The sequence below is a fragment of the Kribbella sp. CA-247076 genome, from assembly GCF_050942445.1.
In the GTDB taxonomy this organism is placed as follows: domain Bacteria; phylum Actinomycetota; class Actinomycetes; order Propionibacteriales; family Kribbellaceae; genus Kribbella.
In genome coordinates, this window is the sequence record NZ_CP192051.1 from 5,997,109 (window position 1) to 6,019,384 (window position 22,276).

Consider the following 22,276-nt stretch of genomic DNA (forward strand, 5'->3'; position numbering starts at 1 on the left):
GTCAGCTGTGCAGCTCCTCGGCGATCAGCGTCGGCTGGTGATCGGTCGGGGCTGTCGGCAGCCGCCAGTTTGCGGGCGGCGCCCAGGACTGCCAGCCATCAGAGAACGGCGGTCTCCAGGCCTCGATCTCGCGTACGGCGGCCTCGGCGTCGGCGGTGATGGCGGCGGCTTCGGTGGGGGTGAAGCGGGCGGCGGTGACGGCGCCCTCGAGTTCGTCCTCGTCTTTCCACTCGATCGTGCGGTCGGGGTGGATCCACAGGTCGAGGACGTGGTCCACCGTGCTGGTCCGGCGGGCCGCCAGGTCGCGGACGTGGGGTGCCTCGAGGTTCACGTACCAGCCGCGGAACGTGCCGTCCTCGGCCCAGAAGTGCCAGACCGACCACGGCTTCCCCGGCGGCAGCACCTTGAGGATCCCGGTGCCGCGCCAGACGTCGAGCTTCAGCACTCGCTCCTCGGTGAACATCGCGACCGGACCGGCGTACCGGGTCTCGCGGCCGTCGGTGAGCACCGGTTTGATCAGCGGCGTCCCCGGCGCGAGCCAGGCGACCAGCCCGTCCTCGTCGTCGCGCACCACCGTCATCGGCCGGACGTTCGGCTTGTCCTCGTGCCGTCCGGTCCCCTGGTACACCCACTCGATAACCGTGCCCGGCTCCCAGAAGCGCCCCGGCTCGGACGCCGCCGCGGCACTCACGACTGGGCCGGCCGAGTCATCGAGAGTACGTCGAGCGCGGCGTCCAACTGCTCCTCGGTCAGGTCGCCGTCGCGCACGTGACCGTTCTCGAGCACGACCTCGCGGATCGTCTTGCCGTCGCGGAGTGCCTTCTTGGCAACCGCGGCGGCGTTCTCGTACCCGATGTAGCGGTTCAGCGGGGTGACGATCGACGGCGAGGACTCGGCCAGCGCGCGGGCGTGCTCGACGTTCGCGGTGATGCCGTCGACGCAGCGGTCGGCCAGCAGGCGGGAGGAGTTCGCCAGCAGGGTGATCGACTCGAGCAGGTTGCGGGCGATCACCGGGAGCATCACGTTCAGCTCGAAGTTGCCGCCGGCACCGGCCACGGAGATCGTGGTGTCGTTGCCCATCACCTGGGCGGCGACCATCAGCGTCGCCTCGCAGATCACCGGGTTCACCTTGCCCGGCATGATGCTCGACCCCGGTTGCAGGTCGGGCAGCTGGATCTCGCCCAGCCCGGCCCGCGGCCCGGATCCCATCCAGCGCAGGTCGTTGCAGATCTTGGTCAGGCTGACCGCGATCGTCTTGAGCTGGCCCGACAGCTCCACCAGCCCGTCACGCGCCCCCTGGGCCTCGAAGTGGTCCTCGGCCTCCCGGAGCTCCAGCCCGGTCCGCCGGTTGAGCTCGTCGATCACCTTCGCGGCGAACCCCGGCGGCGTGTTGATCCCGGTGCCGACCGCCGTCCCGCCGAGCGGCAGCTCGGCCACCCGCGGCAGCGTGGCCCGGACGCGGTCCGCACCGCGGCGGATCTGCTGCGCGTACCCGTTGAACTCCTGCCCGAGCGTCACCGGCGTCGCGTCCATCAGGTGGGTCCGGCCCGACTTCACCACCTCGGCGAACTCGGATCCCTTGCGCGACAGGGAATCCGCCAGGTGCTCGAGCGCCGGCAGCAGGTCCTGGACGACGCCCGCGGTGGCGGCGACGTGGATCGCCGACGGGAACGTGTCGTTGCTCGACTGGGACGCGTTGACGTGGTCGTTCGGGTGCACCTCGGTGCCGAGCTCGCGGGAGGCCAGCGTGGCGAGCACCTCGTTGGTGTTCATGTTCGTCGACGTCCCCGAGCCAGTCTGGAACACGTCGATCGGGAACTCGGCGTCGTACTCCCCCGCGGCGACCTTGTCCGCGGCCGCGACGATCGCGTCGGCCTGCGCTCGATCGACGACGCCGAGCTCGGCGTTCACCACCGCGGCCGAGGCCTTGATCTGGGCGAGAGCGTGTACGAGCGCCGGCTCCAGCGGCCGGCCGGAGATCGGGAAGTTCTCCACCGCACGCTGGGTCTGCGCCCGCCACAACGCGTCCCGAGGCACCTTGACCTCGCCCATGGTGTCGTGCTCGATCCTGAATTCCACGTTGTCACCCATACCTGCAGAGTACGTCGCTCAGCGCTGCCGGCCGCTCGTGCCCTGGTAGACGTAGTACTCCTCCGCCCGGCCCTGCAGCCGCACCGGGACGGGCCTGACCGCACACGTCCCGAAGACGGACGCGACCGCGTCCTCCAGGTCCACGGAGACCGACGAGGACCAGACGGTCAGTACGCCGCCGGTCCGCAACCTGGACGCGCACTCCGCCAGGAACGCCGGCGCGTAGATCGCCGAGTTCTCGTTGTAGACCAGGAAGTCCGGACCGTTGTCCACGTCCAGCAGGACCGCGTCCAGCGAGGCGTCGTCCTGGGCGAGGACCACATCGCGGACATCGCCGACGACCACGGACACCCGCGGATCGTCCAGCACCGACGGCACCAGACCGGTACGCATCCACGCCACCAACTCGGGCTCGATCTCCGCGACCACGATCGCGCCGACCCGCGGATCGGCCAGTAGCGCGCGGACGGTGTAGCCGAGGCCCAGACCGCCCACGAGCACCCGCTCAGGACGTCGTACCGAGGCCAGCGCGGCCGACGCGAGCAGCTCCTCGCTGGAGGTCTCCACGTCGTCCATCACGAAGACGCCGTTCACCCGCAGCTCCAGCGCGTCGTCGTCCGTACGCCGCCGCAGCACGAGCTCCCCGCGCTCACTGACCGCCCGCGCCACCTCGCTCACGGGCACCACAGTAGGAGATGGTCAGTACCAGCCCTTGGCCTGGGAGTGGGACCAGGCTGAGCAGGGCGAACCGTAGCGGTCCTCGATGTAGTCCAGGCCCCACTTGATCTGGGTGACCGGGTTGGTGCGCCAGTCGGAGCCGTACGCGGCCATCCGGTTGCCGGGGAGCGCCTGTGGGATGCCGTACGCCGACGAGGTCGGGTTGTCGGCGTCGACGCGCCAGCGGGACTCCTTGTTCCACAGCTTCTCCAGGCAGCTGAACTGCCCATCACCCCAGCCGTGGTCGGGCAGCAGGTTGCGCGCGACCTCCTTGGGGGTGCCCTCGAGTTTCTTGCGCTCGGCGTCGCGGCTGGCGCGCTCCTCGTCGGAGTTCTGGTTGGTCTTCCGCAGCGCCTCGTACCGCCGCAGGGCGGCGTTCTTGGCCGCCCGCTTCACCTCGGCCTGGTCCTGCGCCGCCGTCCTGGCCTCGACCTGGCTGCGCAGGGCGGCGACCTCCTTGGCCTGCTGCTCCGCACTGAGCGTCGGCGTAGCCGGCGGCGTCTTGGCGACCCGGGCCTTCTGACTGTTCAGCACGGCCATCTCGGCCCGGCCGGACACCTGCTCGGAGGCGTGGCTGCTGCCGGGAGAGCTGAAGAGGTCGATACCGGCGACAACGGAGACGACGGCGATCCCAGTCACTGAGAGAGCCGCGACGGAGCGCTTCGCTTTCATCTGTCCTTCCGAGAGAACCCGACCCCCGTCGGCTGCAACAGGAACATACTCTGGCCTAAACGGTCCGTGATCACAAGCAGGTCACAAGGACGGTGCGGCCGCCGACGTGGCGACCGCACCGAGTTCTTACTTGTGCTTTACAGACTCTGATTACCCAAGAGTAGAAACGCTCCTTACCGCTACCTTCCCCACCCCACCGCCCCGGTCACAGCTGCAGATCGTCGAGCATCTCGGTGACCAGCGCGGCGATCGGCGAACGCTCCGAGCGGGTCAGGGTCACGTGCGCGAACAGCGGGTGCCCCTTGAGCTGCTCGACCACCGCGACCACGCCGTCGTGCCGGCCGACGCGGAGGTTGTCCCGCTGGGCGACGTCGTGGGTGAGCACGACCCGCGAGTTCGCGCCGACCCGCGACAGCACGGTGAGCAGCACGTTGCGCTCCAGCGACTGGGCCTCGTCCACGATCACGAACGCGTCGTGCAGCGACCGGCCGCGGATGTGGGTCAGCGGCAGCACCTCGAGCATGCCGCGGTCCATCACCTCGTCGATCACGTCGGCGCTGGTGAGCGCGCCGAGGGTGTCGTAGACGGCCTGCGCCCAGGGCTGCATCTTCTCCGACTCCGAGCCGGGCAGGTATCCGAGCTCCTGGCCGCCGACCGCGAACAGCGGCCGGAACACCACCACCTTCTTGTGCTGCCGGCGTTCCATCACCGCCTCGAGACCGGCGCAGAGCGCGAGCGCCGACTTGCCGGTGCCGGCCCGGCCGCCGAGCGAGATGATCCCGACGTCGGGGTCCAGCAGCAGGTCGAGCGCGACCCGCTGCTCGGCCGACCGGCCGCGGATCCCGAACGCCTCCCGGTCCCCGCGGACCAGCCGGATCCGCTTGTCCGGCATCACCCGGCCGAGCGCGCTGCCCCGCTCGGACAGCAGCACCAGCCCGGTGTGGGTCGGGAACTCACCGGCTTGCGGCAGCTCGAGGACGCCGTTCTCGTAGAGGTCGTCCACGTCGGCGGTCTCGACCTCGAGCTCGCTCATCCCGGTCCAGCCGGACTCCAGCGTCAGCTCGGCGCGGTACTCCTCGGCCATCAGCCCGCAGGCCGACGCCTTCACCCGCATCGGCAGGTCCTTCGAGACCAGCGTGACGTCGCGGCCCTCGGCCTTGAAGTTGCAGGCGACCGCGAGGATGCGGCTGTCGTTGTCGCCGAGCCGGAAACCGGCCGGCAGGCTCTCCGGGTCCGTGTGGTTCAGTTCGACCCGGAGGGTTCCACCCTTCTCCCCCACTGGCAGGGGCGCGTCCAGACGTCCGTGCAGGATCCGGAGCTCGTCGAGCAGGCGCAGCGCGGTGCGCGCGAAGTAGCCGAGTTCCGGGTGATGCCGTTTGCCCTCCAATTCGGTGACGACGACCACCGGGACGACCACCTCGTGCTCGTCGAACCGCATCATCGCGTGCGGGTCCGACAGCAGCACCGAGGTGTCCAGCACGAAAGTGCGCTGGGCCGGTGTGGATGAGGTACTTGACGCCTTGGCGTGGGTGGCAGCCATGTCGCACGTCCTCTCGGGCCGCGACGTGCACCACGCCCGGCCCACCAGTGGTTAAGTGATGGACCGGGAGCTGGCCCGGGGATCTGGTGCAGATCCCCTCCGCTGCGCCGCACGAGCGACAACGGGAACCAGTGAGATCGAGACGGTACGTCTCGGGCACTCCGTTCTGCCCCTCATGGGGCAACCGGCTGGCGAACGATTCTCAAGCTGATCGGGCCTCCCGGACAGCCGGCTTCCCCTCCGACCGTCACTTAGGAGGGTAGGTCCGCTGCCCAAACCGCGCAGCCCGACACGCCCGTCCTCGGGGTTAACGGCTTGTTACACCTTGTCCACCACACGGGGGAGCCCGCTCACTCTCCGGAGTGATCCGGTACGCCGCCGCGCGCGGAACGCTGACTGCATGCGAAAACACTGGCCCGAACTGACCGGTTACGCGACCGCGCTCTGGTCGCTGGTGTACGGCGTACTGGGCCTGTACTGGTCCTTCGGCGGCGCCCACTACCCGTTCGCGAAGGTGCCCGACGACCGGGCCACCGCGTCGATCCTCGAAGGTACGCCGGCCGAGGTCGTAGCACCGGTGATGGCCGCGATCGGACTCGGCGGCGCCGTCCTCGCGCTCGTGATGACCAGGCGGCGCGCCCGCGGCAGCGTGCTGCAGGCGATCGCCGGCGTACTCGCCGTCGGCCTGGCCCTCGTCATCCCCGACTACACGCTGGTGGCGCTGCTCGCGCTGTCACCGGCCATCCTGCTGTTCGCGTTCACCGGCGTCCCGGGCGAGCAGGAGGGCGTCGGCGACATCCTCTACTGGCACCGGGTGAACCTGGTCGTCCTCTTCGTCGGCGGCCTGCTCTGGGCCGCGACCGCGATCGCGTACCACCGCCGCAGCCGGAAGGCCTGCGTCTCCTGCGGCCGCGGCGACGGGCCGGCGAAGACCTGGACGACGCCGGAGTCGGCGCTGCGCTGGGGACGCTGGGCGGTCGCCGTCTCGGTGGTGGCGAACCTTCCCTACGAGTTCACCCGGCTGGCCTGGTACTTCGGCTGGCCGCTGGGGATCACCGACGAGTTCCACCAGATGATGGCCGACACCCCCGGCATGCTGGAGATGGGCCTCGGGCTGGCCCTGATGGGCATCATCGGCAGCATCCTCACCCACGGCCTGGTCCGGCGCTGGGGCGAGGTCTACCCGCGGTGGATCTGGTTCAAGGCGGGCAAGCGAGTGCCACCGCTGCTGGCGATCATCCCCGCGTCGGCGGTGGCCGTCGTACTCATCCCCGCTGGGCTGATGAACGCCCAGCTGCCGACGTACGCGAACAACTGGGCGCTGAACCTTCCGGGCGTCCTGTGGACGCTCTGGGGAGCGGGCCTCGGCGTGGCGACCTACGCCTACTACCTGCGCCGGCGGACGGCGTGCCGCCGGTGTGGACGCGGGGTCACGTCCCGAACCGACGCTCCCGCTGTGCGTAGCTCCGGATCGCCCGCAGGAAGTCCACGTGCCTGAAGTCCGGCCAGAGCGCCTCGCAGAAGTAGAACTCGCTCAACGCGCTCTGCCACAGCAGGAAGCCGCCCAGTCGCTGCTCCCCCGACGTCCGGATCACCAGGTCGGGGTCGGGCTGGCCCTTGGTGTACAGGTGCCGGGCGATGTGCTCGACGTCGACGCGCTCGGCCAGCTCCTCGATCGAGATGCCCTTCGCGGCCTCCTCGAGCAGCAGTGACCGGACCGCGTCGGCCAGCTCGCGGCGGCCGCCGTACCCGACCGCGACGTTGACGAGCATGCCCTCGACGCCGTGGGTGGCCGTCTCGGCCGCCTTCAGCGTCTCCGCGGTCGCGCCCGGCAGGAGGTCGAGGGCGCCGACCGGATGGATCCGCCAGCGGCCGATCGCGGTGAGCTCCTCGACCGTCTGCTCGATGATCCGCAGCAGCGGCTCCAGCTCGTCGGCCGGGCGGCTGAGGTTGTCGGTGGACAGCATCCAGACGGTGACCACCTTGACGCCGACGTCGTCACACCAGTCGAGGAACTCGGAGATCTTGTTCGCCCCGGCCTCGTGGCCGTGGGACACCGGGTTGCCGGCCGACCGGGCCCAGCGCCGGTTGCCGTCGATGATGACGCCGATGTGCCGCGGGATCCGGTCCGGCGACAGGGACCGGCGGACGCGGCGCTCGTACAGCGTGTACAAGGCGTCGCGCAGCTTCTGCTTGCCTGGTGTCCGCATGGGCAGGGTGCTCTCCTCGAAGACTCTCGGCACCCAACGCTAGCCCAGAATCGCCCCCGGTGAGAGGGCCGCAGCGAGGTCTGTGGACGATCGAACTTTCGCCGGTGTTCGCGCGTCGGACACGCGAGGTGAGGTGTGCGTAGTGGTGATCTCGCCTACATTTCAGGCTTACCGCAGTGGTACCTACGGTTGCGTAGGTTACGGTTGCGTAGGGAACAGCACCGCCCGGCGAGCACCTCGGAAGGACGGCGATGACCACGACCAGCACCCAGCCCAACGAACTCGGTCATCGGCTGTCCGGCAGGCTCGGACCGCTCAAACCCAAGCTCCGCGGCTGGCTGCACGCCGGCACCTTCCCGCTCGCGACCGCCGCCGGCATCGTGCTGATCTGCCTGGCCCCGGGCGCGAGCGCCCGCTGGGCGGCGGCGGTCTACACGCTGGGCTCGATGCTGCTGTTCGGCATCTCCGCGCTCTACCACCGGTTCTACTGGGGCCCGACCGGCGAGGCGATCCTGCGCCGGCTCGACCACAGCAACATCTTCCTGCTGATCGCCGGCACCTACACCCCGCTGGGGATGGTGCTGCTGCACGGCAAGGACCGGATCCTGCTGCTCAGCATGGTCTGGGGTGGTGCGCTGCTGGGCATCCTGTTCCGGATCTTCTGGGTGGGCGCGCCGCGCTGGCTCTACACCCCGATCTACCTCGCGCTCGGCTGGGTGGCGATCTTCTGGATGGGCGACTTCTACCAGTACGGCGGCGCCGCGGTGGTCACCCTGATCGCGGTCGGTGGCGGGCTGTACTCGATCGGCGCGGTCGTCTACGGCACCAAGCGGCCGAACCCGTCACCCCAGTGGTTCGGTTTCCACGAGATCTTCCACGCGTTCACCGTGGCGGCGTTCATCTGCCACTACATCGCGGTCAGCATCGCGACGTACCAGGCGGGCTGATCCGCCGGGCACATCTCCGTGCCACCCCTGAAGACTGGCTGAAGGTCGTCCCGCACGATAGGCAGTAGCCATCGTTTGGGGGGACACAGCTATGACCACCGCACTGGAACCGCTGGGCCGGGACGCGCTGACCGGGGACGACCTGACCGCTCTCGTCCGCGCCGTCACCGGGCAGCCTGAGGCCGAGCCGGGCGACGTCCGGGTCGAGGTCGTCGACTATCCGATCGGTACGCCGAGCACGGCAGCGCTGCTGCGGGTCGTCGGCACGGCGACCCTGCCGACCGGGGACACCGTCAGCTGGTCCGCCTTCGTCAAGAAACTGCAGTCGGTCAGGCACTGGCCGTTCCTCGGGATGGTGCCCGAGCCGTTCCGGGAGAAGTTCATCCGGGACCTGCCCTGGCAACTGGAGATCGTCGTCCACCGCAGTGGCCTCGGCGACCTGCTCCCCGACGGCATGCGGCTGCCGACGGCGTACCGGATCGACCTGTACGACGACGATCGCGGCACCATCTGGATGGAGAACGTGATCCAGGAGCCCGGGCCGTGGCCGATCGAGCGGTTCGAGCGTGCGGCGTACCTGCTGGGTCGGTTGTCGGCCCGCCGGCAGCCGCACCTGGTCGAGCCGCTGCTCCCCCGCGGTGAGTGCAACCAGCCCGGTTACGCGCTGCGCAACTACACGAACGGCCGGGTGACGATGAACGCGCTGCCGGCACTCGCGGATCCGGAGACCTGGCGGCACCCGATGCTCGCGGCGGCCGTGTGCCACCTGGGCGACCACCGGCTCCGGGACGACCTGCTCGCGCTGGCCGAGCGGCTTCCCGCCGTACTGGACGGCTTGGACGCGCTGCCGCAGTGCTACCAGCACGGGGACGCGAGCCCGCAGAACCTCCTGGTCCCGCGGGACACACCGGACGAGTTCGTGGTGATCGACTGGGGATTCGACTGTCCACAGGCCGTCGGCTTCGACCTCGGGCAACTGCTGGTGGGGCTCGCGCACGCGGGCGAGTTGTCACCCGAGGCACTGCCGGTCGTCCACAAGACGATCGTCAAGGGGTTCCTGAGCGGGCTGGCCGAGGACGGGATGGCGGCGACCAAGGAGCAGGTCCTGTACGGCTACCTCGGCTCGCTGCTGGCGAGGGCGACCTTCACCGCGCTGCCACTGGAGCAGCTCACCCAGCCCGGTGGCGAGGCCGGCCAGGCGCTGTTCGAGGAACGCGTCCTGCTCACCCGGGCGCTGGTGAACCTGGTCTCGACGGTGGTGTGACAACCGGGTCTCAGTCGTGTCACGGCTGCAACGAACGCCGCCACTGCGGGTATCCATGGTGCGTGAGGAACCTGAGCAGATACGCAGTGGTGGCCATGGTCGCGGGACTCGTCCTGACCGGCTGCGGCAACGAGTCCGACGGCGCGGGCGGCACCCCGTCCACGCCGTCCACGTCGACCGGCCCGGGTGGCACGCCTCCGCCGACGCTGCCGACCGCGAGCCAGTCGACTCCGGCCGGTAGCGCCCTTCCGCTGATCGTCACCCGGACCGGCGGTTTCGCCGGCTTCGACGACAAGGTGGTGATCGACACCGAGGGGGTCGCCACGGTGACCTCGCGCGGAAAGAAGCCGGTCCGTTGCAAGCTGGACCAGTCCGTGCTGGCGACCGTCACCGCGGCCGCGCAGCAGGTCGACTGGGCGGCCCTCCCGATCGTGAAACCGACGGTCCGGCACCCCGACGACATGATCGTCGCGGTCACCGCGAAGGGAAGGACCGCCCGGCTCGAGGAACCCAAGCTGCAGCCGATGTCGGCGTCGGTGAGCCAGTTGCTCACCGTCGCCGCCAACCCCACGGGCAAACTCTGCAAGCCGGTCTAGCGCCAGATCCGGAAATAGTCGAACGTCGCCGCCAGACCGTTCGTCTGCCCGGTCGGGTCATCGTCACGGTCCATGGCCACCAGGCCGATCGCGGGCTGCGGTCCGACCCGGAGGGTGCGAGCGCCGTACCACGTCCATCGGGTGCCGTTCACGCTGATCGCCGCCTGGTACTCGTGCTCGCCGTTCACGGGATCGACCTGGTGCCGCAGTCGCAGCCACAGCGTGTCCGCCACCGGCCCGATCGCCGCGTAGCCGTAGGAAACGGCTCCGTCGAACAATTGCTCGGTCCCGAAGCTCGCATAGCGCGGGTCGACCCTGGTCGCGGATCCGAGCACGACCCACTGATCGTCGTCGGCGTACGCGATCAAGCCGGCCATCGGCCAGCCGTACGGGAGGCTGCCGCCGAAGGGCACGGTCACCTTCGCCTCGGCGGTCCACGTCCCCGGCGGAGGGTCGCGGAGCAGCACCGACGCGTCGTCGTCGCTCTTGGGCCGGGCGTCGACCAGCGTCCGGGTCTGCACCGGGAACGTCAGCCGTCCACCGCCGACCGTCGCCGCCGGCGGCCGGACCCACCGCCATTCCGGGCCGAGTGGCCGGGCGAATTCGTCGCTGTACGCCGGGTCGACGGCGCCGGCCACCGGATCCGGCTCGCGCACCGTGACCGGCTGGAACAGCGGTGCCGCGGTCACGTCGTCGAAGTCGGCACGGACCGTTTCATTGCCCTCAGCAACCAGGGCGAGCGGACCGGATTCGAGGCCGCCGGGAACGACGAGGCTCGCCTGTGCCACCGGGTCGTACAGGCCGGCATTGCTCACCTCGGCGTGCACCCTGTTCCCTCGCCGCTCGACCGTGAGCTCGTGCCAGTCGTGGTACCAGAACCCCTTCGGCAGCGACGCCTCGCTCCGCACCACACCTGAGCCGGACCGAGCCTCGATCCTCAGCACTCGACGATCGGCGTCGATGAGCACGCGGAGGCCACGTCCCAGGTCATCCGAGGCGAGCACCAGACCGGCACGGCCGGCCGAGTTCAGCCGGACCGAGGCGCGCGCCCTGACGTCCCCGTCGATGGGCACGACGGACGTCAGCATGCCTGGCGAGTCGGTGCGGAGGTAGCCACCGGCGGGCTCGGTGCCGACCGACCAGCCTGCCGCCGGCTGCCAGACGTCGCTCGGCTGCGGTCCCGTGACGGCATCTGCGACGAGCGTGTCGGTCGCGGGTCCCGGCGTGGGGCCGGCCTCCAAACCCCTTCCGGCGTTGGCGATCGGCCAACCGTCGATCCAGTCCAGGCGGCTGATCACGAGACCGCGCGCGTTCTCGGGTCCGGCGTACGGCGCCCCCTTGTCGATGCCGTGGGTGACCAGCCAGTCCTGCCCGGACAGATCGGTGGCGACGGCGTTGTGGCCGGGGCTGACCCATTGGTTGCCATTCGGCACCTGGACCGGTGTCCCGCCGCCGTACCGGCCGGCGATCGGGTGACCGTTGCGGTCGACGAACGGTCCGAGCGGATTCCGCGACCGTGCGACCACCACCGGATAGGCCGACGCGGGTCCGGCGCAGCAGCCGCCGATCACCGAGAGGAACTGGTAGTACCACCCGCCACGATGGACGATGTACGCCGCCTCGTAGCGGTTCTCCGCGGTGATCTGGACGCGGGTCCCGATCGTCCGCAGTCCGTCACCGGACAACTGAACCGCCTGGACCCCGCCGTTCACCGAGCCGTAGTACAGGTAGCGCCGGCCGTCGGGAGCGGTGAAGACGTCCGGGTCGATCACGTTGCGCCATCCGGTGACGCCCGGACGCGGCTCCCAGGTCTCGGGACCGGTGACATAGCGTCCCGAATCGGTCCACGGGCCGGCCGGATGGCTGGCGGTGGCGACCCCGATGGCACGCCACGACCTGTCGTCGCCGTTGTTGATGACGTAGGAGTAGTAGAGCAGGTAGCGGCCGGCGAAGTACTCGATGCTCGGCGCCCAGAACTGCCGGACGACGTCGGCCGGACGACCGTCGTACGTCGGCGCCGTCTCCGGGGTGAACACGTCGCCGACGTACTCCCAGTTCACCAGGTCGGTCGATCGGGCGATCATCATCAGGTGCCGCTCGTCGCCCGGGGCGCGGGTGCCGTTGGTCGCATAGCCGTACCAGTAGCCGTCCCGCCCGCGGATCACCGACGGGTCGGCGAACTGGTGACTGACGCCCGCGGTCACCGGATTGGTGTAGGTGGGAGGCGTGGCTCCGATGGCGGTGATCGGGGTCAGCAGTGCCCCCAGGGCGAGTACGGCGGCGACAAGCTTGCGCATGGAAGCTCCTCGGTGGGCGGAGCTCCCGATCCTACGCAGCGTTTACAGCGCTGTACAGATACCTTCGACCACCGTGGAAATCACGCGGGGCGCGCGCCCGTGAGCGCGCGCCCCGCGTGATGATCAGCTCGCGATCACTGCGGTGTCGTCGATGACGAAGCTCGTCTGCAGCGAGGAGTCCTCCTGGCCGACGAACCTCACCGTGACGGTCTTCCCCTTGTACTGCGTCAGGTCCAGCGTCTTCTGGACGTAGGACGTGCTCCTGTTCAGGTTCGAGTACGTCGCCAGCGTGGTGGTCGTGGATCCGTCGACGACCTGCACCCGGACCGTGTCGTACACCGTCGAGTTGGTGGTCTCGGCGGTGTCGATCCGGATCCACAACGACAGGGTCGCCGCGGTCGCCGACGACGGGATCGTCACCGACTGGCCGATGTTCTCGGTCGTGGTCCGGCCGTTGCCCTGCAGCCAGGCCTTCCAGGTGCCGGTCCGGGCCGGACGCCCGCTGTTGTTGGTGATCGGGCCCGACGTGCCGGTCCAGTTCACCGCGCCGGACTCGAAGCCCGGGTTGAGCAGGAGGTTGTCACCGGTCGGCGGTGGGCCGTCGCCGTAGTCCTTCTGCGCGTAGTTCCAGACCATGTGGCCGATGGCATCGATCTGCCGGTCCAGCGAGGTCAGGTCGATGTTGCTGATGGTGTCGCACGAGCGGTGGTAACAACGGTCGAACGCCTGCCCCGCCGTACCACCCCACTTGGCCGCCTGTGCGGACGACTTCGTCCCCTCGGCGCCGGAGAACGTGCCGGCGGTCGGGATCCCGAGCGACCGGAAGGCGGCGTGGTCGGACCGGCCCTGGACGTCGACGAACTCGGTCTGCACGCCCTTGCCGGTGAAGTAGGTGACCAGGTCGTCCCGGGCGCCGTTGCCCGCGGGGTTGTCGTCGTACACGAAGTAGCCCGGGTTCGGCGACGCGATCATGTCGAAGTTCAGGTACAGCTCGATCTTCGCGCGTTCGGCCGCGAGCAGGTTGTTGACGTAGTACCTCGAGCCGACCAGCCCGAGCTCCTCGGCACCCCAGAAGCCGAACCTCAACCGGTTCCTGGGGGTCTGGCCACTGGCAGCGTAGGCGAGGGCGGTTTCGAGTACGCCGGCGCTGCCTGAGCCGTTGTCGTTGATCCCGGGACCCGAACTGACCGAGTCCAGGTGGGCTCCGGCCATCACGACGTGGTTCGCGTCGCCGTGCGGCCACTCGGCGATCACGTTGTACGACGTACCCGCCGAGGTGGAGAAGGACTGCAGGGTGGTGGCGTAGCCGGCCGCGTCGAGCTTGGCCTTCACCCAGTCGGCGGAGGCCTTGTAACCGGGGCGGCCGGTGTAGCGGTTGCCGCCGTTGGCGGTGGCGATCGACTGGAACTGGTCGAGGTGCGCCTTGGCGTTGGTGACCGAGATGTCCGGGGACTCGACCGCGCCGGCGACGTTGCCCGGGACGAGCAACGCGCCGGCCACGAGGACGACGCCGAGACCGGAGTACAGCGGTGTGCGCATGGGTCTCTCCTTTGGCCTCAAACAAAGAAGAATCCGGGGCGCGGGCCCGGGCGGGAGCCGCGCGCCCCGGACGCAGTGGAGCCGGCTCAGCCCGCGACGAGCGAGGTGTCGTCGATCACGAAGCTCGTCTGCAGCGACGAGTCCTCCTGGCCGAGGAACCGGACCGAGACCGTCTTGCCCTTGTAGGCGGTGACGTCCAGGGTCTTCTGCGTGTAGGTGGTGTTCTTGTTCAGGTTCGAGTACGTCGCCAGCGTGGTGGTGGTCGAACCGTCGACGATCTGCACCCTGGCGGTGTCGTACACGGTCCGGGTGGTCGTCTCCGCGGTGTCGATCCGGATCCAGAACGACAGGGTCGCGGTGGTCGCCGACGCCGGGATGGCGACGGACTGGCTGATGTTCTCGGTGGTGGACCGGCCGTTGCCCTGCAGCCACAGCTTCCAGGTGCCCGTCCGGGCCGGCCGCCCGCTGTTGTTGGTGATCGGGCCGGACGTGCCGGTCCAGTTCACCGCGCCGGACTCGAAGCCCGGGTTCAGCAGCAGGTTGTCACCGGTCGGCGGCTCCGGGTCGGTGCCACCGTCGCACTTGGCCGCACCGGCCGGGACGGAGATGCCGTTGAACGCGGCCTCGATCCCCTTGCACTGGGCCGAGTCGGCGCCGTACAGCTCCTTGGCCGAGGTGATCGCGCCTTCGCGGGCGTCCTTGTAGGTGCTGCCCGAGTTCAGCTTGGTGCTCAGCGTGCGGTACCAGACCTTGGCGGCGACGTCGCGGCCGACCGCGGTGATGGTGGCGCCGTTGCAGGCGGTGCTGCTGTGCGTCACTCCCCCGATCACCTTGCTGCCGGTGCCTTCGGAGGCCAGGTAGAACCAGTGGTTCAGCGGACCGGACGAGTAGTGCGGGTCCATGCCGCCGGTGCTGGTCGACCAGCAGTCCACGCTCCGCCCGTCCTTCGACGGCTTGTCCATGTAGCGCAGCGGGGTGCCGTTGCCGTTGATGTTGATCTTCTCGCCGATCAGGTAGTCACCCGGGTCGGCGGAGTTGTTCGCGGAGAACTCGGTCGCGGTGCCGAAGATGTCCGAGGTGGACTCGTTCAGGCCGCCCGCGTCGCCGAAGTAGTTCAGGTTCGCGGTCGCCTCGGTGACACCGTGGCTCATCTCGTGGCCGGCCACGTCGATGCTGGTCAGCGGACGGGCGTTGCCGGCGCCGTCGCCGTACGTCATCTGGGTGCCGTCCCAGAACGCGTTCACGTACGCGTTGCCGTAGTGCACCCGCGACCGCGAGCCCTGGCCGTTGTTCCAGATGCCGTTGCGGCCGTGGACGTTCTTGTAGTAGTCCCAGGTCAGCTGGGCGCCGTAGTGCGCGTCCACCCCGGCGGTCTGGCGGTTCGAGGTGGCACCGTTGCCCCAGGTGTCGTCGGGGTCGGTGAACGTCGTACCGGAGCCGGACGTCCCGCCGTTGAGGTCGGTGGTGTGGTTGCCGCCGCGACTCGGGTCGCTCATGGTGTAGCTGCCCGAGGTGCCGATGCCGACGGTGCCGGAGTACATCGAGTTGCCGGTGCCGGTCTTGATCTCGTCGCTCTGGGCCAGCACGGCGCCGGACTTGGCGTCGATGTAGGAGTGCAGGACGGACGGGGTCTGGTCCGCCTTCACCCCGGTGGTGACGACGTCGTAGGCGAGGACGGGCTTCGTCTCGGTGACGAACACGACCAGCGAGCCCCTGTTGCCGGTGGGCTTGAACTCGGCGTACTTGGCGGCGGTGGCGAGCGCGGCCGACTGGGACAGGGTCGGCTTGGTCGCGACTCCGACGGACTTCGCGCCGCGGTTGTAGGTCACCTGACCGACGGTCGCGCCCTTGCGCTTGACGATCAGGTCGCCGCCGACGACCGGCAGGCCATTGTACGTGCGGTCGTAGCGAACGTACTCGGTGCCGTCCGGGTCCTTCACGACGTCGCGGACCTTGAGCACCTCGCCACTGGCGAGTCCGAGAGCTGCGGCCGTCTGCGCGGTCAGCGCCTGTTCGGCCTGGACTGCGGCCGGCTGGTCGAAGCCGGACGCCGGGAGCGGAGCCGCGCGATCAGCGGCTCCCGCGGGCGGGCCGGTGATCGCGGCGGCGAGTCCTGCTGCCGCGGCGATGGCCACCGCCCCTGCTGATGTCAGTCGTTTCAAGACAACATCTCCTCACGGTGCGGTCGCTGTTTGGGCGCAGCGACCATTCAATTTGGGGACGCCGGATGCAGTTGGTTGGCCCAGCAGTGCCACTGCCTCTGGTGTGACACTGTGTGTCAGGACATGCGAGTTCTGTTACATCCGACTGAGGGAGGACTCTCGTCCCCGGCAGGCCCGGAGTCAAGGGAATGTCGCGAAACGGCAGGGAAAACCCGCACCGCCGACGTTGTCAGCGGGCCGGCGTCAACTCCCGGCGAAGGTCTTCCGGCAACACGACCGGCAGCCGGCAGGTGAACTTCTGACACACGTACGCCGCCGGCCGTCCGTCGACCAGGTCGCGACCCTCCATCAGCGGTACGGCGAGACCGGGCGGGCCGTGGACGATCGCCGTACCCCACGGCGCCGTGCGGAGCGCGGTCCTGAGCAACTCCGGGGACGCGCCCGCGATCGCGACCTCGAGCGGGCCGGAGGCAACGGTTTCCGCGACCGCGAGCGCCCGCCCGGCGAACCTGGGCGCCCGGTCGGCGATCGTGGCCGAGGCCGCGAGCGCCTGCTCCGCGGCCGTTTCGTAGCGGACCGATCCGGTCAGGGCGGCCATCGTCGTGAAGGCTTCGGCCGCCAGGCTCACGCCGGACGGGCTGGCGTTGTCGGTCGGGTCCTGCGGACGCCAGACCAGTTCCTCCGCGTCGGCCGCCGTGTCGAAGTAGGAGCCATCGGCAACGAACTGCTCGAGCGTCCGGTCGAGCAGGCGTCGAGCGGTCTCGAACCACTCGACGTTGCCGGTGACACCCAACAGCGTCAGACAGGCCTGGGCGTACGCCACGTAGTCCTCGAGCACACCGTGAGCGGTGCCGGCCACGCCGTCCCGGGACGTGCGGTGCAGTCGGCCGGCGTCGTCGAGGTGGACGTCCCGGATCAATCTGGCCGCCGCTTCGGCCGCTTCGACGTACTCGGGGCGGTCGAGGATCACGCCGGCCCGGGCGAGCGCGGTGATGGCGAGACCGTTCCAGGCGGCCACGACCTTGTCGTCCCGGCCGGGATACGTGCGACGGCTCCGGGTGTCCAGGAGCTTCGCGCGGAGGCGTTGCCACCGCTCGGGGTCGTCGGGGTCCCGGCGGAGCTGGAGGACCGAGGAGCCGTGCTCGAAGGTGCCGGTGACGTCACACAGGTCGACGACCCAGGCGGCGTCGTCCTCGTCCAGCGCCTCGCGGAGCTGGTCCGGCGTCCAGACGTAGTACTTGCCCTCCTCACCTTCCGTGTCCGCGTCGAGCGCCGAGGCGAAACCGCCCTCGGCGGTGCGGAGCTCGGCGAGCAGGAAGCCGGCGGTCTCCTCGGCGATCCGCCGGGCCAGCGGGTCCTCGCCGACCGTCCACCAGTGCGTGTAAACGTCCAGCAGCAGGGCGTTGTCGTACAGCATCTTCTCGAAGTGCGGCACGATCCACTGCCCGTCGACCGAGTAGCGCGCGAAGCCGCCGGCCAACTGGTCGTACATGCCGCCGCGGGCCATCCGGTCGCACGTGGCCGCCACCATCGCCAGCGCGTCCTCGGAGCCGGTCCGCCGGTGGTGGCGCAGCAGGAAGTCGAGCACCATCGACGGCGGGAACTTCGGCGCCGCGCCGAAGCCGGCGTCCACCGGGTCGAAGTCGAGCTTCAGCAGCGCGGCCGCCCGGTCGAGGTCGACCTGACCGCCCGGGCCCGGCTGCTGCTGGGCGCCGAGCTGCTCGACCACCCGTCGGCCGATGCCGTCGATCTGGTCGCGTTTGGTCCGCCAGGCGTCCACCAGCGACTCGAGCACCTGCCGGAACGACGCCATCCCGCCGCGCGGCTCGGCCGGGAAGTACGTGCCGCAGAAGAACGGCTCGGCCTCCGGCGTCAGGAACACCGACATCGGCCAGCCGCCGTGCCCGGTCATCGCCACCGTCGCCGACATGTAGATCGCGTCCACGTCCGGACGCTCCTCGCGATCCACCTTCACGCTGACGAAGTGCTCGTTCAGGTACGCCGCCGTCGCCTCGTCCTCGAACGACTCGTGCGCCATCACGTGACACCAGTGACAGGCGGAGTACCCCACCGACAGGAACACCGGCACGTCCCGCTCCCGCGCCTCCCGAAACGCCTCCGCCGACCACTCCCGCCAAGCCACCGGATTCCCCGCATGCTGCCGCAGGTAAGGACTCGTACTCCGGCCTAGCTCGTTACCAAACCTGCTCGGATCGGCGCCCATACGTCTACCGTCGCACACCGCGGACCGCACAACTCACCGAGGACCCGACTGTGGCGTTCAGGAGCCCTGCGCAGTCGCCCGAGATGTCAGTCAAGGAGCTCGGCGACCACACTGTCGGGCTCGTGGTAGCAGCGCCAGACTGGCACTCTTCGGATCGGCAGGCCGGTCGAGCCGATGTCCAGCCAGGCAAGCAGCTTCCGCAGTTCACGACCATCGGCATCTCCAACCGGATCGTCGACCTGCAGGATGACAGCATCGTCCACCACCAAGTCGTAGCGATGACCCCCGGCACGGACGTCCCGCGCCACCGTACGCCCAGCCCGGCGTACGGCGGCTTGCAGATTGTCGATGGCTTTGACCGGTCGGTCCGTCGACGCACTCTCGGTGTCCTCATGCAGAAGCGTCTGCAAGAGGCCGCGCTGCGCCGACCACCAGTCCCGATCTCCGACGACGATCAGCTGGGAACGCGCACGGGTGATCGCCACGTTCCAGAGGTTGGTCTGACCGACCAGCCAGTTCTGAGTCCGGCGCTGGATTCCTTCGGCCCCGACGGGAGACACCACCATGATGTCGCGCTCCCCGCCCTGGAACCGATGGATCGTTCCTCTCACCACCTCCCGCTCATCGATTCCCACACCGGTCAGGGCTCGATCGATCGCTCTCGCCTGCGCTGCAAGGGGCGTCACCACCCCGATCGATGCGCCGGGGTACTGCGCGCGAAGTTCGGACACCTCATTAACCACAGCGTCGATCTCGGGACGGCTCATCCCCGATCCTGATCGGCCGTGGCTGAAGGCACCACTGACGTGTTTCCAGGCCACGGCTTCGTCCCTCGGCGCGCGCAGCCCTGCCCGGTCGGTCAGCACCGTGAGCCGGTTCTGGTACACCCACCGGTTCGGTCGAGCGACGATCTGCGGGTGGCAGCGATAGTGCTCATCCAGCAAATGAGTCTGCTTGGCCACGGCCGCGAAAGCGTCGTACGCAGAGTGCCGAGTGAACTCCAGGCGCCTCTGCTCCAGCCAGCTTTCGCTGAGGCCTGCTCTCTTCTGCAGTTTCTCGTCCTCCGAGTCGGGGAGAACGATCACCGGACTGAGCTGACGGGGATCACCGATGATGAGAACTCTCTTGGCGCGGAACAGCATGGGCAGTACGGCGGGAATGGTGCACTGCGCGGCTTCGTCGATGATCACCAGGTCGAACAGTCCGGGATCACCTTTCAGCGATCGCACAGACATCGTCGTGGTCGCCCACGCCGGCAACACGTTGAGGAGCTCCGCGAATCGCGTCCACGTCCGTTGCGGTGTCCTGGACATGATCTCGATCCGCGCCTCCAATCGGTCGCGACCTGCGCCGACGCGGTTCGCAATCTGAGCCTCGAGGAGCTGTCTGCTGGCATTCGGACGTTCATCGGTCACCAACGTGCTCAAGCGTGACCAGATCTCGGACGGCGCCGTCATACCGGCCAGTTGCTTTCGCGCAGCTCGCCAGCGCAGCTCAACGGTCATTCGGAGTCCGAAGTCAACGATCGCTGCGCGGCCGACAACTTCCATCGCTCGAAGGCGCCGGCGCCACCACCATCCGAGGAGACCGCGCCGGACGGCACGGTCGGACCAGCCCACCAGCTTGACGAGCTCATCGTCCGGGAGTTCGATCGGCTCGTAACCGGCGCGCTCCTCGGCGAGCTCTGCGAGGTCCCGCTCACACCTGCGCCGTTCGTCGAGCTCCGCTCTGAGATTGCCGATCTCGGCTTCAGCGATGCGCAGATCCGCGGCAGGCGTCTGGACGTCGGCCGGTGGCTTCCCGGCGTACCGGCTGAGCAGATCGACCAGCTGTGCTGGTTCCCGAGCCGTGTGCTCGCGGTTGCCTGTCCTGATCAGCAGCCCGGGTCCGACCGCAGACGCGATGCGGGAGCAAACTTCATCGACGGCTCGATTGTTCGTCGAGCCCACCAGAACGCGTTGGCCGGCGGCAGTCGCCGTCGCCACGAGCGCGGTCACCAGCTGACTCTTGCCTGTGCCAGGTGGACCTTGGGCTACGGTCAGTGCCTCGGACATCGCCGACCGGACAATCGCTTCCTGTGCCTCGTTGAGCCGTACCGGGCTGACGATGGGCACCTGCTCGACGGCGGTCAGCGTGACAGCGCTGTCGCTCAGCACCCCAAGCGCCGTTTGGGCGAATCTCCCGCATTCGGCTTTCCGCAGCTCCTCGAGCAGTTGGCGCTGTGCCCCGGCACTCGGGTCGACAGTATGAAGGACGGCGACGTTGTGGACCCTGTTCGCCGGTCCGTTCGGGAGGACGCCCAGGAGGCTCGACGCCTGCAGCTCGCCGGCGGCGTGCAAACCCAGGATGTCCAGAAGCCGGCGGACCGCTCGATCCAGTGAGCCCGGGTCGCCACCGGCGAACGTCTCCTCGAACTGTTGACAGAGGTCGTCGACCTCCACCTCCGAGAGCCCCAATTCAGCCGTCACTGCTCGATTCACGACCGGAGGCGTCGCAAAGAGTCGATCGTCCGCCGACGTAGCGATGTCGGACACCAGCAACGGAGCAAACCGCAGGTCCGACCGCTTCGGCTGCCCCGGCAGAACCAGAAGCGGATAGCCGTATCGCATCGCTGCCCCGTTGGCAGCGCATCGCTTCGCGAACTGAGTGAACGACGGCTGCTCGGGCCGCGACTCGGGAGCCGCAGAGAACACAGATTCTGGACCTGCCGCACCAACGACATAACTGTCGCGGTTGGAGATCGGTACGAACGAGCCGAGGACGGCACCACGTTCCAGGCAGGTCACGTAGTAGTCGAGCAATCGACGCCATTGATCCGTGTCGAGCTCTGCGTCGTCGGCGATGTGGCGAGACGTCCGCGGCTGATCGGTCGTCGGCTCCCGCACCTCTGCCAGGACGAGCTGAATCGGTTCGGTCACGCCTTCGCTGGACTCGACCGGGCGTCCCAGCGTCGAGGCGCGGTGAACGTGCAACGCAAGATCGTTGGTGGTGATCCAGCCGTCCCGGTCCGACTTGGCCTCGCCCCGGAGACCGTCGAGAACAATCGAGGTGAACACCGACGGACGGTCCGGCCCTTGGCTTTTCGCAGCTTTCACATGAGTACTCGCCGTGAGGACGAACGTCCCGTTCTGACGGATGCCTCGGCGGGGCTCCTGCCGAACGCCACCACGAAATCTGTTGCGTAGTTCGAAAGCCCCCGAGAAGCAACAGTCCAGCAGAACGACTTTCTGGTTCGCCTTCGTCGAGTTCAGGCAGTGCCGGAGGACGCCGTCAGCATCGATCGCACCGGCGTGCAACGCTCCGTCGCGACTCGAGTCGACGGCGGCGAGGAACAGTGACTCGTTATCGTCGGCCAGCATTCCGTGCCCGGAGTAGTAGAGGAGCGCCAGGTCGCCGTACCTGCGCATGCCGTAGAACTCCTCGATGGCTGCGGCCAATCGATCACGCGACGGATCAAGAACTGGTTCGACGCTGTCGAACTGGCCACACTGATCCAGAACGGCTTTCAGTTGATCGATGTCGTGACGCACACCCGGCAGATTCTCCAGCGCGGGATCTGCGAACGTACTGGCGCCGACGAGCAGGGCATGCCGCCCCATCACTCGGTGCGATCGGCGTCGGACGACACGAACCACTCGACGATCGAGTCGACCTGCGCATCTGTCGGCCGATCTATGCTGAGCTCTCTGTCACCGACGCGCACGTGTACACGGCGACCGGCGTTGCGGCGAGTGAAGCTACCGAGAATCCTGATCATCGCTTCGATCTGTGCCGGATCGACACCCGTCAGGACGTTGAGAGTCGCAACCATCAGCTCTCCCGCCCCTTTGTCACCAGGCGCTACCGGAGCTGCGGCGTACGAAACCTCGCCGACGTCGCGCAACCTGACAGCGAGTTCCTTGGACAACCGATCGAGAACCAGATCGTCGTCGGTCTCGAACGCGTCGAAGCTGATCCGGCTTCGTATCTCGGTCAAAGTGCCCCACTCTCCGATCGATCCGTGACCAGAACACTACG

Annotated in this window: 16 protein-coding genes; 4 read left to right on the top strand and 12 right to left on the bottom strand. The window is 68.8% G+C overall.

Features of this window, described 5'->3' with window-relative positions; translation table 11 throughout:
- Window position 1: 1 nt before the first annotated feature.
- From ACQPYZ_RS28325 to ACQPYZ_RS28345, 5 genes are all read right to left on the bottom strand, one after another.
- Window positions 2–691, bottom strand: coding sequence for a DUF402 domain-containing protein (locus tag ACQPYZ_RS28325; RefSeq protein WP_433161425.1), 690 nt, complete (start codon window positions 689–691; stop codon window positions 2–4).
- Window positions 688–2,091, bottom strand: coding sequence for a class II fumarate hydratase (locus ACQPYZ_RS28330; RefSeq protein ID WP_433161427.1), 1,404 nt, complete (start codon window positions 2,089–2,091; stop codon window positions 688–690). The genes ACQPYZ_RS28325 and ACQPYZ_RS28330 overlap by 4 nt, the downstream gene beginning before the upstream one ends.
- 18 nt (window positions 2,092–2,109) lie before the next feature.
- Entirely contained in the window at window positions 2,110–2,769 is a 660-nt protein-coding gene (locus ACQPYZ_RS28335; protein WP_433161428.1) for a hypothetical protein, read from the bottom strand.
- A 21-nt stretch (window positions 2,770–2,790) separates the two neighbouring features.
- Window positions 2,791–3,447 (bottom strand): hypothetical protein, encoded by a 657-nt coding sequence (locus tag ACQPYZ_RS28340; protein ID WP_433161430.1) that lies wholly within the window; start codon window positions 3,445–3,447, stop codon window positions 2,791–2,793.
- A gap of 238 nt (window positions 3,448–3,685) precedes the next feature.
- Complete coding sequence (locus tag ACQPYZ_RS28345) at window positions 3,686–5,020, bottom strand: PhoH family protein (protein WP_433161433.1); 1,335 nt, start codon at window positions 5,018–5,020, stop codon at window positions 3,686–3,688.
- A gap of 400 nt (window positions 5,021–5,420) precedes the next feature.
- On the opposite strand from ACQPYZ_RS28345, the gene ACQPYZ_RS28350 reads away from it, so the two are divergent.
- Entirely contained in the window at window positions 5,421–6,518 is a 1,098-nt protein-coding gene (locus ACQPYZ_RS28350; protein WP_433161434.1) for an NYN domain-containing protein, read from the top strand.
- Here ACQPYZ_RS28350 and ACQPYZ_RS28355 read toward each other — a convergent pair.
- A complete protein-coding gene (locus ACQPYZ_RS28355) occupies window positions 6,451–7,230 on the bottom strand; it encodes an isoprenyl transferase (RefSeq protein WP_433161436.1) in 780 nt (259 codons plus the stop codon). The genes ACQPYZ_RS28350 and ACQPYZ_RS28355 overlap by 68 nt on opposite strands.
- Before the next feature lie 251 nt (window positions 7,231–7,481).
- On the opposite strand from ACQPYZ_RS28355, the gene trhA reads away from it, so the two are divergent.
- The 3 genes from trhA to ACQPYZ_RS28370 all read left to right on the top strand — a co-directional run bounded on the left by trhA (window position 7,482) and on the right by ACQPYZ_RS28370 (window position 10,037).
- Window positions 7,482–8,177, top strand: coding sequence for a PAQR family membrane homeostasis protein TrhA (gene trhA, locus ACQPYZ_RS28360; protein ID WP_433161437.1), 696 nt, complete (start codon window positions 7,482–7,484; stop codon window positions 8,175–8,177).
- Between the two features lie 91 nt (window positions 8,178–8,268).
- Complete coding sequence (locus tag ACQPYZ_RS28365) at window positions 8,269–9,441, top strand: phosphotransferase (protein ID WP_433161438.1); 1,173 nt, start codon at window positions 8,269–8,271, stop codon at window positions 9,439–9,441.
- Between the two features lie 62 nt (window positions 9,442–9,503).
- Window positions 9,504–10,037, top strand: a complete 534-nt coding sequence (locus ACQPYZ_RS28370) for a hypothetical protein (protein WP_433161440.1) — start codon at window positions 9,504–9,506, stop codon at window positions 10,035–10,037.
- Here ACQPYZ_RS28370 and ACQPYZ_RS28375 read toward each other — a convergent pair.
- The 6 genes from ACQPYZ_RS28375 to ACQPYZ_RS28400 form a co-directional block, all read right to left on the bottom strand.
- Window positions 10,034–12,334, bottom strand: coding sequence for a family 43 glycosylhydrolase (locus ACQPYZ_RS28375; protein WP_433161442.1), 2,301 nt, complete (start codon window positions 12,332–12,334; stop codon window positions 10,034–10,036). The two genes, ACQPYZ_RS28370 and ACQPYZ_RS28375, sit on opposite strands and share 4 nt — an antisense overlap.
- A 123-nt stretch (window positions 12,335–12,457) precedes the next feature.
- The gene (locus ACQPYZ_RS28380) at window positions 12,458–13,873 is read right to left on the bottom strand and encodes a M28 family metallopeptidase (protein ID WP_433161444.1); all 1,416 of its coding nucleotides are present in this window, start codon (window positions 13,871–13,873) and stop codon (window positions 12,458–12,460) included.
- 86 nt (window positions 13,874–13,959) lie between these two features.
- Window positions 13,960–16,035 carry a M4 family metallopeptidase gene (locus ACQPYZ_RS28385; protein WP_433161446.1) on the bottom strand — a complete coding sequence of 692 codons (2,076 nt, stop codon included), beginning with the start codon at window positions 16,033–16,035 and terminating at the stop codon, window positions 13,960–13,962.
- A gap of 229 nt (window positions 16,036–16,264) precedes the next feature.
- Window positions 16,265–18,178, bottom strand: a complete 1,914-nt coding sequence (locus ACQPYZ_RS28390; protein ID WP_433161448.1) for a thioredoxin domain-containing protein — start codon at window positions 18,176–18,178, stop codon at window positions 16,265–16,267.
- Window positions 18,179–18,345: 167 nt separating this feature from the next.
- Entirely contained in the window at window positions 18,346–21,858 is a 3,513-nt protein-coding gene (locus ACQPYZ_RS28395) for a caspase, EACC1-associated type (RefSeq protein WP_433161451.1), read from the bottom strand.
- Window positions 21,858–22,235, bottom strand: coding sequence for a hypothetical protein (locus ACQPYZ_RS28400; RefSeq protein WP_433161453.1), 378 nt, complete (start codon window positions 22,233–22,235; stop codon window positions 21,858–21,860). The genes ACQPYZ_RS28395 and ACQPYZ_RS28400 overlap by 1 nt, the downstream gene beginning before the upstream one ends.
- Between the last annotated feature and the right edge of the window lie 41 nt (window positions 22,236–22,276).

What these genes read in the sequence shown, in the direction of transcription:
- ACQPYZ_RS28330 (WP_433161427.1), bottom strand. Translation starts at nt 2,091, where the DNA reads ATGGGTGACAACGTGGAATTCAGGATCGAGCACGACACCATGGGCGAG.
- ACQPYZ_RS28345 (WP_433161433.1), bottom strand. Translation starts at nt 5,020, where the DNA reads ATGGCTGCCACCCACGCCAAGGCGTCAAGTACCTCATCCACACCGGCC.
- ACQPYZ_RS28350 (WP_433161434.1), top strand. Translation starts at nt 5,421, where the DNA reads ATGCGAAAACACTGGCCCGAACTGACCGGTTACGCGACCGCGCTCTGG.
- ACQPYZ_RS28355 (WP_433161436.1), bottom strand. Translation starts at nt 7,230, where the DNA reads ATGCGGACACCAGGCAAGCAGAAGCTGCGCGACGCCTTGTACACGCTG.
- trhA (WP_433161437.1), top strand. Translation starts at nt 7,482, where the DNA reads ATGACCACGACCAGCACCCAGCCCAACGAACTCGGTCATCGGCTGTCC.
- ACQPYZ_RS28365 (WP_433161438.1), top strand. Translation starts at nt 8,269, where the DNA reads ATGACCACCGCACTGGAACCGCTGGGCCGGGACGCGCTGACCGGGGAC.
- ACQPYZ_RS28375 (WP_433161442.1), bottom strand. Translation starts at nt 12,334, where the DNA reads ATGCGCAAGCTTGTCGCCGCCGTACTCGCCCTGGGGGCACTGCTGACC.
- ACQPYZ_RS28380 (WP_433161444.1), bottom strand. Translation starts at nt 13,873, where the DNA reads ATGCGCACACCGCTGTACTCCGGTCTCGGCGTCGTCCTCGTGGCCGGC.
- ACQPYZ_RS28395 (WP_433161451.1), bottom strand. Translation starts at nt 21,858, where the DNA reads ATGGGGCGGCATGCCCTGCTCGTCGGCGCCAGTACGTTCGCAGATCCC.